The organism is Rubinisphaera italica, assembly GCF_007859715.1.
Taxonomy (GTDB): Bacteria; Planctomycetota; Planctomycetia; order Planctomycetales; family Planctomycetaceae; genus Rubinisphaera; species Rubinisphaera italica.
Map to the genome: position 1 here is coordinate 5,715,178 of NZ_SJPG01000001.1, position 15,327 is coordinate 5,730,504.

Here is a 15,327-nt window from a genome sequence, read left to right on the forward strand (position 1 = left end):
CATGATATTGAATCGATTGTCGTCTCTAATTTGTCTGTTGTTGATTTTCGGATCAGTCGAACTGGTTCAGGCTCAGAGCAGTCGTCGTTCCAGTAGTGCGACAGCTGTGGCTGAAAAAGAGAAAAGTTCGGAGAAAGCTGAATCAGAGCAAACTGAGATCAAATGGGCGGAAATTGAACTCTCGGGCATGCTGCCGGAAGGGCCTTCGCTGCCCGGTTTGTTTGGCGAGATCAGCGAATCGGTGAACCGGATTTTCGATCGACTCGATCGAGCCATCGAAGATGATGAAGTCGATGCGATTGTTCTGAAAATCAATAATCCCCTCGTGGGCATGGGGACGGTTTACGAACTGCACACGAAAATCAAAGCGATTCGCAAGCAGGGCAAACCTGTGTATGCGATGCTCGAAACCGCACTCACTCCCGATTATCTGATCGCGACCGCCTGCGATAAAATTTATCAGCCCGAACCGGGCATGCTGCTGATGACTGGTATGCGAGCCGAGGTCAGCTTCTATAAAAACCTGTTCGACAGACTCGATATTGAAGCCGATATTCTCCGCGTCGGCAAATACAAAGCCGCAGCCGAGCCTTACACACGTACCGAAATGAGTCCGGAATTCCGCGAGGAAATCAGCGAACTGCTCGATGGTCAGTATGCAATGCTGATTAAGATGATTGCAGATTCACGGAATATGACGGAAAAAGAAGTCGAAGCCGCCATCAATACCGGCCCACACACGGCTGCCTCTGCCCTTGAAGCCGGACTGATCGATGGTCTGTATTATTCAGATCAGCTCGAAGAAATCGCCTTGGAAAACGAGGACGATGCGACCTTCAAGCTGGCCAAAAAATACGGCAAAGAAAAAGTCGATGTGAATTTTGATGGTTTCACCGGCATGATGAAGATGATGAATCTGATGATGGGCGTTGAGCCTCGCAGTAAGAAGTCTGTTGAACCTCAGATTGCCGTCATTTATGCAACCGGTGCGATCATGTCGGGCCGTGGCTCTGGGGGATTATTCGGTGGAGATGGCATTGGTTCCGATACGATGATCGAAACCATTCGCGAAGCCGCTGAGAATGATCGTGTGAAAGCGATTGTGCTGCGAGTGAACAGTCCTGGCGGAAGTGCTTTAGCAAGCGACTTGATCTGGCGTGCTCTGGAACAGGTTGACAAACCGATTGTCGTGAGCATGGGAGATGTCGCTGCCAGTGGCGGATATTACATTTCGATGGGAGCCAACTATATTTATGCTGAACCCGGTACTGTGACTGGGTCTATTGGCGTTGTTGGCGGCAAACTGGCACTCGAAGGACTATTTGAAAAAATTGGGATCACGACCTCTTATGTCACTCGGGGAGATAACTCGGGGGCGTTGAGTGCGATGCAACCGTTCAACGACAGTGAACGCAAAGCGATGCAGAAAATGATGAACGATATTTACGAGTTGTTCGTCACGAAAGCGGCTGAGGGTCGTGACATGAAAGTTGAGCGTCTTAAAGAACTTGGTGGCGGACGAATTTATACGGGTGAAGTCGCCGTGGAAAATGGACTGGTCGATGAAATCGGCACGCTCGATCAGGCAGTCGAAAAAGCCAAAGAACTGGCTGACCTCAAAGGGAACAACAAAGTTGAACGACTACTGCTGCCAAAACCAACCAGCCCGTTCGAACAATTATTCGGGCCGATTGACACCCGCATGCAGCAGGCCTCTGCAGCCGAATTGGTGGAAGGTGTTCTTCCTGTGGAAATGACTGCTCAACTCAAGCGAGCCCTGATGATCGACAATCTGTCCAAGACAGAGCCCCGTCTGCTGTTGATGCCGTTTGATTTGAAGTTTGAATAAATAGTGACGATCACCTTCTCCCTGAGGGAGAAGGTGGCCAAAGGCCGGATGAGGGGGGCCCTTGGGCGTACTTTCAACTTGTTTCCAAGGTCCTCCTTGGGAACAAGAGAGTATTCTGGGTGGCTGAGGTCGCAGCGAAGCACAACTCCCAGAAGTACTGAGTTTATAATTAATACAGGAACAATTTAAATGCGTTCTCTTTTGACAATTAGTCTTTGCCTGACAATCAGTGCATTGCTCATGCCAGCTTCAGCCTCCGCTGAATCTTTACTCGTGGAAACTGAATCGTTCGACAACCACGGTGGCTGGAAACTCGATACCCAGTTCATCGAGCTGATGGGCTCACCCTATCTGCTTGCACATGGGATGGGAAAGCCGGTCGAGGATGCGAAGACCACTGTCAAATTCCCGACTACAGGCACCTATCAGGTGTTCGTGAGAACCAAGGACTGGGTCAAACAGTGGAATGCCCCGGGGGAACCACCGGGGCAGTTTCAGGTTTCCGTTGGTGGTAAAACCCTGGATCCCATTTTCGGGACACAGTCTTCCCAATGGAGCTGGCAGCCTGGCGGAACAGTTGAAATCACAAAGCCAGAAACGGAAATCAGTCTGCACGATTTGACAGGCTTCGATGGTCGTTGCGATGCAATCTGGTTCACAACCGATGACTCGACTCCTCCAGCAGAAGCAAAAATTCTTTCCAGCTGGCGAAAAACGGAACTTGGTCTCTCTGAAGAACCGATTGAAGATGGCCCTTACGATCTGGTCGTTATCGGTGGTGGTTACTCTGGAATGGGAACAGCCATCTCGGCTGCTCGCATGGGAATCAAAGTTGCTTTGATTCAGAATCGTCCCGTACTTGGCGGAAACGGTAGTTCTGAAGTTCGTGTCTGGGCACAAGGGTTGGTCCGGCGTGGTGAGTTTCCGCACATTGGAGAAATTGTCGATGAGATCTCCGATCACGCGACAAAATCGCCTGGAACCTACGAGGAATTCGAAGATGAAAAAAAGGAACGGATTGTTCGGGCAGAACCGAATATCTCTCTGTTTTTGAATCATCATGCCTACAAAGTCGACATGGACGATGATCGCATCGCAGCCGTGTATGCGTTTGATACGCGGACGTCCGAAATACGTCGTTTCAGCGGGACTCTATTTGCCGATTGCACCGGCCATGGCACGATTGGCTATCTAGCCGATGCCGATTACGACATTCACGATGGCGTGCGCATGGGCATGAGTAACATGTGGGCCTGGGCAGAAGCTGATTCTCCGCAATCGTTTCCGAAAACTCCCTGGGCTCTCGATTTGACTATGAACGATTTTCCCTATCCCCGCGACTTTCACGGTCAGTGGTTCTGGGAAAGTGGTTTTGAGAAAGATTCGATTAAGGATCTCGAATCGATTCGCGACTGGAATCTGCGAGCCGTTTATGGGGCGTGGAATGCGATGAAAAATAAAGACGGAGCAGACAAACACAAGAATGCCCATTTGACCTGGCTGGCTTACATCGGTGGACCACGCGAGTCGCGTCGGTTGCTGGGCGATGTCATCCTGACTGAGGAAGACATCGTTTCCAAGAAACAGTTTCCCGATGGTATGGTGCCGAGTACCTGGTCGATCGATCTGCATTATCCCAAGCGGCAATATATGCGGAAGTATCCTGACAATCCCTTCATCAGCGTAGCCGAGCATGGCAAGGGAGTTGATCGCCAGTATGGATATCCGATTCCGTATCGCTGTTTCTATTCGCGGGATGTGCCCAATCTGTTCATGGCTGGTCGATGTATCAGTGTCACACATGAAGCTCTGGGAACAACACGAGTAATGCGAACCTGCGGCATGATGGGCGAAGTTGTCGGCAAAGCGGCTTCGCTGTGTGTGAAATTCGGCTGTAACCCACGCGATATTTACACATCGTATCTGGACTATTTGAAAGACCTGGCTCGTAAGCCCGGAGTTGTGCGTCGGGATAATGTTGATGGCGAATTCTACACGCGAGAAGGGGACACGGTTCCAGAAATGGAATACGACTACGTCCCGGCTTCTACGCTCAAAGGTTTGGTCGTAGATGACATGAAGGCCAAGGTGACAGGAAGCTGGACCGGCGGAACTGGTTTAAAACCGTTCCTGGAAGCCGGTTATCGCTACGGACGTGGCGGCACGGCCACTTTCCCATTCCGTGTTGAAAAAGATGGCGAATACGAAGTTCGATTTGCAACAGGTGCTCATGAAAATCGGGCGACTAATACCCGCGTTTCCGTGACACATGCAGAAGGCTCTTCCAATGTCACTTTGAATCAAAGAAAAGCAGCTGACATCAAGCCGAACTTTGTTTCATTGGGCAAATATCAGTTCAAAGCGGGAACCGATTACGAAGTGCATGTCGATGCGACTCAAGTCGATGGCAACTGTCACATTGATGCCATCTGGCTCGTACCAGCCGAGTGATTGCGCGATCAAAAGCGGCAATACTCTCTGCCGTTAAATGTCGTTTAACGTGGGCAACTGCTGGCTTGCCCAGCAGTGTTTCTTCAACTCTACAAGCACGAAGCGCAAGCGAGTGTGTAGTCCAAAAGTGAACACACTCGCTTGCGCTTCGTGCTTGTACTGATTAAAAAAAGAAAAGTCACCGCCCTGCCGTTCGAACGAAATTTGTTCTGAACCCGCATTCAAAAAGTGGGAATCCCGGCTCGGGGTCTCGTGGTTCACGCTGATGGTGACACGGTTGCCCGAACTCAAAAGTTCCCGCGGGAGAACTTGTAGGGCCAACAAATTAAGGTCCGGTGTCGCACAGGGCAGAGACTTGTTCTCTGCTCACATATTACTCATCCCGGTTCGGGATACAAGTCCCATTTTGAAAACATTGTGGCTGGTCAATTCAATAGCTTGCTACCTTCTCAATTGCTAAGTATTGTTACAAGCACGAAGCGCGAGCGAGTGAGTCCATGCGTACTAAAACACACTCGCTCGCGCTTCGTGCTTGTATGACTTGGATTAAAGGGAATAAATTGAAATTGTGACGAACTCGACTGCTGATTCTCCTCACTTTGACAAAGCGGATCTCAAATCATTTCGCGCGAAGTTGAAACGCTGGTACAAAGTTTCAAAACGTGATTTGCCCTGGCGGAAGACCTCAGATGCTTATCGCATCTGGCTGAGCGAAATCATGCTGCAACAAACGACCGTTGCGGCTGTTATTCCCTATTACGAACGATTCCTGAACCAGTTTCCGAGCGTTCATGAACTGGCAGTGGCTCCTGAATCTCACGTACTCAAATTGTGGGAAGGACTGGGATATTACTCGAGGGCGCGAAACATTCATAAAACGGCTAAGTTGATTGCCCAGGAATTCAGTAGTGACTTTCCGCAGTCAGCTGATGATTTGCAGAAGCTGCCGGGGATCGGGCGCTACACAGCCGGGGCAATTTCCTCTTTCGCCTTCAACCGCCCTGCCCCCATTGTCGAGGCCAATACGCAACGGCTGTATGCCCGCTTACTTGCTTATGAAGATTCTCTGCAAACTACATTGGCTCAAAAACAGTTGTGGAACTTCGCGGAAGAAATTGTTCCTCAACGCGATCCCGGAGAATTCAATCAGGCATTGATGGAACTTGGTAGCCAAATTTGCAAACCGGTCGATCCGGCCTGTGGTGCCTGCCCCATCTCAAAATTCTGTCTGGCATTTCAACAGGGGCGTCAGGTGGAAATTCCCCGGCCGAAAATGAAAACGGAACTGACAGATGTGGTCCACTTATGCGTCGCGTTGAAAAAAGGCAGCAAGTATTTGTTACAGCAATATGCGGAGGGAGAACGCTGGGCCGGATTGTGGGATTTTGTCCGCTGGGAGCAGAATGATTTCCCGGCTACTCTTCAAACCGTTCGTAATAAGTGTGACACAACATCGAGCGGATTGTTTGAGGATACGGAGTTATATGCTCGCGAGTTTGCTCGCATCGAACAGTTGCTTGCAGATCGCTATCAGTTGAATGCAAAGTTGACAGACTTTCGGCTCTCAATCCGTCACGGCGTCACTCGCTATCGAATTTCGTTAATGTGCTTTGCAGGCGAGTATGTGAAGGGATCGGTGAAAACAATTTCCACTTCTGCTCGCTGGGTTTCGAAATCTGAACTGGCTGAATATCCGCTCTCAAAAACAGGCCGCAAATTTGCCGAGAGTCTGATCGCTTCAGAGTGAATGGCAAATCAGCAGATGGAATCGACTCTTAATGAGAGTATTACGGTTGCGATTGCCTGACCATATGCCAGAATATTGATCCAACTCTGTATTTCACTTCGACGAAAGCACTTCTTCATGACGGATTCGACACTCGATGATCAATCGCTTTCCTATCGCTGGGGAATTGTGTTTATTTCGCTGATTCTGTTTCTTGGTATCGTGCTCTCACCCTCGCCCTCAGAACTTAATGCCGAGGGACAACGACTGGCCGGGGTTGTCGCGTTGATGGCCATTCTCTGGTGCACGCAGTCGATCCCGCTGGCGGTGACGAGTTTGATTCCGCTGGTCGCTTTCCCGTTTCTGGGGATTCAGTCGGCTGGCGAAGTCAGTAAGTCGTATATGAATTCAACGATCCTGCTCTACTTTTCTGGCTTCGCGATTGCCATTGGCGTGGAACGCTGGGGATTGCATCGACGACTGGCCTTGTGGGTTCTGTCTGTACTGGGAACGGGACCAAAACGAGTCGTGCTGGGCTTTATGCTCGGAAATGCTCTGATGTCGATGTGGATCAGTAATACTGCTTCAGCATTGTTGATGCTGCCGATCGCTCTGGCGGTTCTGGCCTCTTTAAATGTGCAGGAAGATGATCAACACAAGCAGGCTATTATGACGAAGCGGTTTGCGGTGGCGTTGTTGTTGGGGATTGCGTATTCATCGAGTATCGGAGGGATGTCGACGCTCATCGGTACGCCTACTAATGGTGTGTATGCCGGTTACTGGTCGTCCACTGGTGCGACTGCCGAGGAACTGCAGAAGTATTCGGTTTCGCTGGGACAGTGGTTTCTCATGTTCTTTCCAATGTCGGTGTTGATGTTTATTGGCGTTTGGTTTGTGCTATGCCTGCCGATCTGGCGGGGGCTGACTTTCGGACATGCGGCTCGAAATGAAATTCGTGATCAATATCTGGCATTGGGGCGAATGTCGGTTGGCGAATTCCGAATGATGATTGTCTTCCTGCTCGTTGCCTGCCTGTGGATGACACGGGTCAGTCTGGATATTGGAAGCTTCAGGCTCGTCGGTTGGGAAGATGGACTTTCCGCACTGCTGGATTCCTATGTCCCCGGCTTCAATTACAAAGGACTGCTCCACGATTCGACCGCTGGCTTGCTGATGATGATCGTCATGTTTCTGGTTCCCGTACGAGATGAAGAAACAGAGACAAATCAGTATTTAATGAACTGGGAACTCCTGGAGCAAAAATTGCCCTGGGGTATTCTGCTCCTGTTTGGGGGAGGCTTTGCAATTGCCGATGCCTGCTCTTCGACAGGACTTTCCAGTTGGCTGGGAGAAATGCTGGGCCAGAAAATGTCAACGATGTCTTCGTCACTCCAAGTCGCCAGTGTGACGACGCTGGTGATTTTTCTGACGGAATTCACTTCTAACACAGCAACGATTTCGACACTGCTTCCGATTCTGGAAAAGACGGCTCTGGCGTTGAGTCTGGATCCGAGATTTTTAATGCTGCCTGCGACAATCGCCGCCAGTTGTGCCTTCATGTTGCCCATCGCCACGCCTCCAAATGCGATTGTCTTCAGCTCGAATAAGCTGAGCGTCTGGGACATGATGAAAACCGGCTTCCTGCTCAACCTGTTGGGAATTCTCGTCGTCACTGTCATGACCATGCTGTGGGTCGTCCGTGTGGTTCACGTCTCGTAATAATCGCAGACTCTTGAGTATCAGGATCGGTTACTACAAACACGAAGCGCAAGCGAGTGTGCGATCGAGTTAATCAGACACACTCGCTTGCGCTTCGTGTTTGTATGGAAATGAATTTTTCGGTTGTAAAATTGCAGGTATTTCCCTCGAATTTGTGAAATGTTAATTTTCTAAGCTTCGTATTGCCCTGAGATCAGCCATTGTTAAGATATTATTAACACAAGTGTTAAAAGTTGGTTAACAATTGTGTCGATAAGAAATTTACCAGCTGATCCAAATTGCCGATTCGAATGACTGAATGGCAGGAAGCTATTCGGGTTGAATGCCTCGGAAATGAATGCAGACAACTCGTCTTACCAGTAGCCGGGTGCACTCGCAGGCTCTGTAAAGACGTGAATTTGATAGGCTTCACCTCCAAAACAAGGGGGGATAGGCATGAAGCGTACCTTCACGATGATCGCCGTTATAACAGCAGCTACCTGGGGTGGCACAAACTTATGGCTCGCCGGCTTTGAGCAGGGCTATGATGCAGGAGAAGATGCCGTCTGGGGACGCATCAATAATGCTTCCAGAGAATTAGATATGCAATCCAATCAGCAATCTTCTTTGCCAAAATCCAATCTTATCCTCGTGGATTATCACGAAGAATAATATTTGAACACAATCTGGCATGTGTTTAAAGTGTCGAAAGCATACCTTCGACGCTTGCGTTCGGGGTTCAGGAAGTGATCCTGAACAATGATAAGACCGATTCATAACTGTCTTATTGCGAAGCCTTTTCAGAAAGGCTGGATTTTGGCAATCGCGTATTATTTTTCAAACGATGGAGCCCGAGTTTGATTCGATGGCTCTCGCATTCAGGCGAAACCTTCAGGTTCTTCTCCATCGAAAAATTTCACCACAACATGTGAGTCGGACTGCAACAGCAGTTCATAAGAACTCCCAGACTTCAGTCCGTAGCCCATGGCTCCAGACAACTTCTGATGATCGCCGACTATCGGCTTGAGTCGATCCAAATTCAGTTTGGGTTCGCTTTCCAGGCTCTGGCAACTTTGAGTGCATCCGCCAATTTCGGGAAATGAGGCCAGAGAGATTCGAGCTTCATCACTTTCAGGACGGCCTGCATCTCGTCAGAAGCTCCGCAGAGAAACATCTGCCCATTTCGCTGTTTGACTGTTTGTCCAAAACTGTTAATCACGCCGATCATTAGACTCCCGAAATAATTCGACCGACTCATGTCGACGATTACCATTTGTGCTTCTGTCGATTTGAGCTGGCTATTGATTTCCAACCCTTCCCGCTGTACATCGATATCCCGATAACTCAGAGTATCTCCCATCGGAGTGAGAATCGTAATCCCTTTTTGTTGGGTAAGTTCAATAGACTTGGTGTTATTTGTCATCTCGATCACGTATCCAGGTCAGGCGCTTCTCAGGAACGGACGGTCGTGCTCAGGGGAGCCTCAGATCTCTCGCAAATCGAGAGCACTACGCTCTTCCCAGTATTCAATATCAGCATGATGAAGTTCAGGCCGCGGGTCAATGTGAAGTACTGAGTCTTTGATGAAGACTTTGAATTTGTGCTTCCCAGTTGACGATCTCCTCTTCGGTCAGAGGATCCCCACGGAATCTTGCCTGATAATAAGCTTGCGTCACCGCAAGCGGTACTTGATAAAGGGGCGTATTGATCAGTTGAGACTGAAATTTCTTTTGAAAGATTCGGGCAAATTCGAGGGCAGTTTGCTCGGGTTTTTTCTGTAATCCATGCTTTGCGGAAACCTCCAGAAACTTGCGAAAGAAAACCATCATCTGGCGACGGCGGGCAGCCCGGCGTTTGGGCAATAACCAGTCGAGAAAATTCCGCAGTCGTTGTCGAAACAGCAAAAAGGCGACAACCCCAACGATGATCAATATCGGGAAGACTGTCGCAATAAACATCAGAAAGCGATTATAGAGAGAATAGCGAGTCCTTGATTCAGGGATGATTTTATTCTGATACTCTTCACCACTTTGCATAATAGCGTTGTAGGCATTCGCGGTGGTTTTGCGGAGAGGGTCGTAGAGTCGCTGCTGTTGACCAGCCAGGCTCACCCCGAGGACATAATTCTGCCAGAAGCCAACCAATTGGGCACGAATTGCAGCCCATGAATAAGCACTGAATTGAACTTGATAATTCTCTTCATCATCGTGATAGGTTGTCGGGTCCAGGATCAGCCACTTTCCATCGACAAATGCTTCGACCCAGGCATGGGCATGTCTTTGTTCGATGACCAGGGTCTTTGTATCTTCAACCCAGCGTCCCGTACGAAACCCGGTGATCATGCGGGACGGAATTCCCGCGGCCCTTAACATCAGTGTTAAAGCCGAAGCAAAGTATTCACAGTGACCACTTTTTCTGACCAGAAGAAAGTCTTCGACTGGATCGAGAGTCGGATCGGTGACCGTCAAATCTAATGTATAACTGAACTCCCCGGAATCACGCAGGTAGTAATGGAGTTTTTGGACACGTTCCACTGGAGTGAGAGGTTTGTCATCGACTGGTGCACACAGTTTTTCAGTCAATTCGACCAGTCCGGGGAGCTGCTCACGATTCAGATTCAATAGATTCCGAATATAACTGTCCAAAATGGTGAGATTTGACTCAGACCTGCGATCGACTGTTGTCGATTTAAAGTCGGTTCGAGCTCTGTGCAAATCGGTATCATCAGCCTGATAGGAGGCTTCGAGGGATTGAGAAATCGTCTGTAAACTCTGCGGCCAAAACCATCTGGATGCCAGTTCATATTCAGGAAACCCGGATTCCGATTTCTCCAGCGAGGGGATTGTCGTCGCTTCATACTGAATGGTACTGGTTTCTGCACTCCTTCTTCCTTGTGTGACAGTGACAACCTGACTTAGAGGATGCTGCTGGAGTGTTTTATTTTCAAACGACTCGGACAGAATTTGAGCCCCCGAAACCGGCATTTGCATGAATAAGATGTCTCGACCGACAGGCTCGAGTTCGTACCGAAAACGAATCGCATTGGTCGAGTCTCTAAAATTACCACGCTTCATCGAATACGTGGTTGAGTTTGAACTCGATTGAGACCAGCGACCACTGACGTAGTCCGATAAAACCGCACCCCGAAATAGTAAATCTTCGATATGAAGCCTTTGCATGACTTCTGTATTGTTCAGAGGGGCTTTGGAATTGTAGTCATTGAATTTCATATAAAGGACAGGAGTTGGATTCGAGAGGATTTCTCCAATATCTCCAAGTTGCACTTCGGATGTGAACCCGGAAACACTTTTGCCAAATGAAGGTAATGAATATGGCTCGTCCTGACCTGAGGGAAGAGTCCAGTTGCCAATCCAGATACGGGGCGTGATCATGAAAATGGCTAATCCAACCGCAACCGAAGCGATCGTTATATAGCCGACAGATGCAATCAGCCGATAGCCGAGCCAGTTATCGGAAGGATCAAAATGAAACCCGCCACGAACCTGACTGACAAGCGGAATGGCATTTGCGACGGCTGTCACAGACTTTTTAGCTTTTACAGGCGCAGGTGAGGTCTCTGGCTGCTTATTAGTTTTTATGGTTGAAGTGGATCGGGAATCACGAATGTGGACCGTTCCGCGATAAGCGGTGAAGATTGCCAGCGTCCAGACCGCCAGAAACAGAAAAAGAAGGACTGATAACCCCAAAGCCGCAGAGGTCGTCAAACTGGCCGAGACGGCCATATTTAAAATCGCCAGTGCCAGCAGCCACCAGTATTGCTGAGACTGTTTTTCGAGGATCAAAACAATCCAGGTAAAATAAGCCAGCAGGTGGGAGGCGGATAAAATCCTCATCTCGACATTCACTCGTCCTTGCTGGAATTCCCACATTGCAATCAGCAAGGCCGCAATCCCAAACAGACTCGTAAACGCGCTGTCGATTTTCAGCGGAGGATTATCATCGAGATACCAGTAGGCCAGCACAATTAATGGAATGGTCAACAGATGAGGATACAAATGACCCTCCGCCAGTCCAATTGTCACGCAGGAGAGCCCAAGCAATAAATATAGGCTAAGTCGAAAAACTTGTGTGATCTGATCAATCATATTACAGGTCGGCTCTCTGGGGCGTTGCCGTGCCAAAATTGGTAATAACGTAAAAAGTGGAAGACTACCTTCTTTACGTTTTCATTTTAGACGTCCCGAGGCTTTGCTGACTACTGTTTAATCGATAGATTTGCGAATCTGCGATCAGAACTTGATGAACATTTATTGATGGAGAATACAAGCACGAAGCGCAAGCGAGTGAATCGACATGATTCTTAATCACACTCGCTTGCGCTTCGTGCTTGTATAGAATCTCATTCCCCAACATTCGTAGGATGAATTTTAATAGACGCAAAACATTTACTGTCTTGGAACACGAATCAGTAATTCCTGATCAGTCATGAACAATCCGGGATAAGAGTAATTGCTGATCGTCGTTATTGAGCAGATTGACGCTCAGTCAGGAGTTTGCCAACACGCAGGACTTGCTGACCGTTCTCGTTTTCAAGAACAATCCGATCGACATTGATCTGACTGATGGTAGCCTGAAAACGACTGACCTCGAGTCGATCGCCCAGTTGCAATTGAAATCGATCCTGTGACGATTTTTCTCGAAACCAGGCCGTCCATTCTCCATCAACCTGCAGGCACCCCACCAGTTGAGTCGTCGGTTCCAGATCTGCTTTCACACTGAGATTAAAGGATGTCCGGGCTTCTTTCGAGGGCGAACCGTTATCGGTTACGACGATATTCAGACGGATATCCTGGCCAACTTGATCTTCCGCAGGTGACCATTGCAATCGACCAGATCGTGAATCGAGTTGTAATCCCGCGGGAGGACTGCCCTCGATTCGATAATTCAGTGATTGGTTCGGCTGGTCGGGATCGGTGGCCTGCAATTGATATTGCCACATCCCTCCCGCAAATACGTTTTGTGTTGGAGGCTGCTGAACGGTTGGAGTCGCATTCGGCAGTCGGACATCGATCACAAATTCTTTGCGGATCGATACCGCTGAATCATTATTGGTAACAGTCAACGCCAGTAGATGTTCTTTGAGCGGTGTGTCGGTTTGTGTTTGCCAGATGAGTTCCCGAGCCGACTCGTCATACTCGAGTCCGGCGGGCTTGTCTCCAGTCAAAGACACAGAAAGTTTTGCTTCAGCCGGAAACCCCGACCAACTGATTATTTCCTGTAACAGATCGCCGGGATAAACCTGAATGCGAGTCGGAATATCGATTCCCGGGGTCATCACCACTTCTGGTGGCAGGAGTGAAAACGGACTGCGTCTGGCAAAATTGGACCAGATTTCAGGCGTATTATCGGTGGAGGCAACCGTATCCAAATCCTTTCGCTTCGAGGTTTTCAATGCAATGGCTTCAGCCGTGAAGGAAATATCGAGGAGTTCCCCTGGCTGGATCGAACGGCTGTCGATGCTCAATCGTTCGAGTCGGTGTAACATTCCTGAGTGATCGAAATTCGCCAGAAACTCCGAAAGATTGGCCGCTGTGGCAACTCCTTCCACGCGGACTTGAACGCTCGAACCGAGATCTTCAAATCGGGTGATTTTTCCAGGTGTCACTTCATTCTTCGCCCAGCCTGCAGCTTCGAGTTGATCAGTCAACCAGGCCGTGTAGCTTCGTTGAGCATCGTAAGGATCTGCTGGCAGTGATTGTTCCTGATAGTTTGTCATCTCTCTGGTGGCGGCGAGCACAAGATTTTGCTGGAGTTGCTTTTGTTCGAGAGTATTTGCAATTCTCTCGACATCGGCTTTTCGCTCGTTCAGTGGTTCCAGAAAGCTCTGCAGCAGGACAGGGCGAGCCCACCAGAAGAGTACAACGGTAATCAGTCCAATCAATAATACTTTTTCACGAGTCTGCATAATCAGCTTCTCCCCCATGTCACATCAGAATTATCGGACTGGGAGACGCGAATTCGTTTGGAAGATTTCACGGCAGATGCCGGTGCGGGGATTTCGAAATCGAGATCGAATTCATATCCGAACGGTTGACGATCCGGATTGGCTCGAATCGTCGGAGAACGAACAATCCAGCCATCCTGAGCCAGCTTTTCCGCAAACGATTCAATACTCTGTCGAGATCGAGCTAATCCACTGGCAGTGATTCGGGTATGAGAATCGCCCGACAATGGCAGGCTTTGCCACTCGGTCAACAGAAGTTGATCGCGAACAGGAAGGATCGCCAGGATCTTTTCGAAGTGAGCCTCGAAGTCAAAGGAACGATCTTCATAGACTTTGAGCTTGGTTGCCTGTTCTACGACTTTGCCCTGATCTTTCATGAACTTGTCGACTTCGACAATCTCGGAATTGAGCCGCTCGATTTTTTCATCCAGACCTGCCAACTGTCCCCACCAGGCCAGATAAGCGATGATCAATCCGCCGACACAAGCTGCTGCACCTCCGACAATCCAGGCTTTTTTGTAATCCTTATGCTCCTGAAGCTGACGAGGCATTTGCAGGTTGAGTTGATCGACTTTCGGAGACTGGCCAGCGAACAGGGCTCCAATCGAACGTAATCCTCCTTGGGAAAACAGTTCAGAAATTGTCAGTGAAAAGTTTTCACTGAGACGAACGGTCGAATTTGTCGATTCTATTTCCAGAGGCTGAACAGTCATCCCTAACGCCTTTTCGGCGTCCGAGATGACTCCCACATTTCTTGTACTCGACAACGATAGAATCTGGATGGGAAGGTTGGACGTCTCGGTTTCAGTAGCCAGCAATCTGCGAATTTCTGCAACTGCTTCTTTCGCCTGGAATGGTAATTCACGATTCCGTCGTCGAAATCCAGCCCCGATCAAGTGCCCCGCTTCACAATATAAGGCTTCCAGTCGTTCCTCTGAATAAACACAGAGCAGTGATCGATGTGAGACTGCAGTGCTGTTCGTAAAATGCGGCACCGCCTCCAGCAAGGTGAGCGAGGAAAGGCCAACAAATGTCAGCTCACAATGTAAGTGTACCGACAATGCCTGCAAGGTTCGTAATTGATCCATCGGCAACGCAGCCGCCAGCACGGTTTGACTCTCTGCCGATCCTGAGGAATTCGGCGGAAGAAAATCAATTGCCAGATCTTCCATCCGAGCAGAAAGCTGGCTCGCCATTTGCAATGGCACGACACCCGCCAATTCTTCCGCCGGAATGGGCGGCAATTCCAGTTTTCGCAATGTCACTCGATCTCGCGGCAAGATGATCGAAAGCGAAGTCGTCTCGCCTGATGTTTCCAACTCCCGCAGCCAACTCGGACACTCGCTCAGCAACCAACTGGCAGCATCCCTGCTCAGCGACTTGGATTCGGCCACATGCTCCGGCAAATCGCAGCGATGCCACTGCAGAATCTCCCAGCTGGCTCCCTCTCGACGAGCAAGCATAAGGCTGACATGGGGCAAATCCCATTCAATGACAAGGTGACGGTTATTCATAAAGCGTATCAAACTGATTTTGGCGAGCTATGCCAGTTATAGCACGGGGATTGTCTTGATTATTATGCGATTGAATTCCAGAGGGCTTAAAGAATAGATGATCGAAAGACATTCGAATGAACCC

Annotated in this window: 9 protein-coding genes and 1 other RNA gene; 5 read left to right on the top strand and 5 right to left on the bottom strand. The window is 49.2% G+C overall.

The window, feature by feature from the left end; translation table 11 throughout:
* Position 1 precedes the first annotated feature (1 nt).
* The gene (gene sppA, locus Pan54_RS21775; protein WP_242631395.1) at positions 2-1,849 is read left to right on the top strand and encodes a signal peptide peptidase SppA; all 1,848 of its coding nucleotides are present in this window, start codon (positions 2-4) and stop codon (positions 1,847-1,849) included.
* A gap of 189 nt (positions 1,850-2,038) precedes the next feature.
* Positions 2,039-4,300 (top strand): FAD-dependent oxidoreductase, encoded by a 2,262-nt coding sequence (locus Pan54_RS21780; RefSeq protein ID WP_146505564.1) that lies wholly within the window; start codon positions 2,039-2,041, stop codon positions 4,298-4,300.
* 174 nt (positions 4,301-4,474) lie between these two features.
* On the opposite strand, the gene ssrS is transcribed toward Pan54_RS21780, so the two are convergent.
* Positions 4,475-4,657, bottom strand: a non-coding RNA gene (gene ssrS / locus Pan54_RS21785) — 6S RNA.
* A gap of 211 nt (positions 4,658-4,868) precedes the next feature.
* Between ssrS and mutY the strand changes: the two genes are divergently transcribed.
* From mutY to Pan54_RS21800, 3 genes are all read left to right on the top strand, one after another.
* Positions 4,869-6,047, top strand: coding sequence for an A/G-specific adenine glycosylase (mutY, locus tag Pan54_RS21790; protein WP_146505565.1), 1,179 nt, complete (start codon positions 4,869-4,871; stop codon positions 6,045-6,047).
* Positions 6,048-6,164: 117 nt separating this feature from the next.
* Positions 6,165-7,745, top strand: a complete 1,581-nt coding sequence (locus tag Pan54_RS21795) for an SLC13 family permease (protein ID WP_146505566.1) — start codon at positions 6,165-6,167, stop codon at positions 7,743-7,745.
* A 435-nt stretch (positions 7,746-8,180) separates the two neighbouring features.
* Positions 8,181-8,396: a hypothetical protein gene (locus tag Pan54_RS21800; RefSeq protein ID WP_146505567.1), complete on the top strand. Its 216-nt coding sequence runs from the start codon at positions 8,181-8,183 to the stop codon at positions 8,394-8,396.
* Positions 8,397-8,763: 367 nt separating this feature from the next.
* Here Pan54_RS21800 and Pan54_RS21805 read toward each other — a convergent pair whose 3' ends face one another.
* The 4 genes from Pan54_RS21805 to Pan54_RS21820 all read right to left on the bottom strand — a co-directional run bounded on the left by Pan54_RS21805 (position 8,764) and on the right by Pan54_RS21820 (position 15,203).
* On the bottom strand, positions 8,764-9,147 hold the full coding sequence (locus Pan54_RS21805; protein WP_146505568.1) for an STAS domain-containing protein: 384 nt from the start codon (positions 9,145-9,147) through the stop codon (positions 8,764-8,766).
* A gap of 136 nt (positions 9,148-9,283) precedes the next feature.
* Positions 9,284-11,767 carry a transglutaminase TgpA family protein gene (locus Pan54_RS21810; RefSeq protein WP_165441917.1) on the bottom strand — a complete coding sequence of 828 codons (2,484 nt, stop codon included), beginning with the start codon at positions 11,765-11,767 and terminating at the stop codon, positions 9,284-9,286.
* Between the two features lie 440 nt (positions 11,768-12,207).
* Positions 12,208-13,650 carry a cadherin repeat domain-containing protein gene (locus tag Pan54_RS21815; RefSeq protein WP_146505570.1) on the bottom strand — a complete coding sequence of 481 codons (1,443 nt, stop codon included), beginning with the start codon at positions 13,648-13,650 and terminating at the stop codon, positions 12,208-12,210.
* A 2-nt stretch (positions 13,651-13,652) separates the two neighbouring features.
* Positions 13,653-15,203 (bottom strand): hypothetical protein, encoded by a 1,551-nt coding sequence (locus tag Pan54_RS21820; protein WP_146505571.1) that lies wholly within the window; start codon positions 15,201-15,203, stop codon positions 13,653-13,655.
* Between the last annotated feature and the right edge of the window lie 124 nt (positions 15,204-15,327).

Coding starts and splice junctions, on each gene's coding strand:
- Pan54_RS21800 (WP_146505567.1), top strand. CDS start 8,181: ATGAAGCGTACCTTCACGATGATCGCCGTTATAACAGCAGCTACCTGG.
- Pan54_RS21820 (WP_146505571.1), bottom strand. CDS start 15,203: ATGAATAACCGTCACCTTGTCATTGAATGGGATTTGCCCCATGTCAGC.
- Pan54_RS21805 (WP_146505568.1), bottom strand. CDS start 9,147: ATGACAAATAACACCAAGTCTATTGAACTTACCCAACAAAAAGGGATT.
- Pan54_RS21795 (WP_146505566.1), top strand. CDS start 6,165: ATGACGGATTCGACACTCGATGATCAATCGCTTTCCTATCGCTGGGGA.
- Pan54_RS21780 (WP_146505564.1), top strand. CDS start 2,039: ATGCGTTCTCTTTTGACAATTAGTCTTTGCCTGACAATCAGTGCATTG.
- sppA (WP_242631395.1), top strand. CDS start 2: ATGATATTGAATCGATTGTCGTCTCTAATTTGTCTGTTGTTGATTTTC.
- Pan54_RS21815 (WP_146505570.1), bottom strand. CDS start 13,650: ATGCAGACTCGTGAAAAAGTATTATTGATTGGACTGATTACCGTTGTA.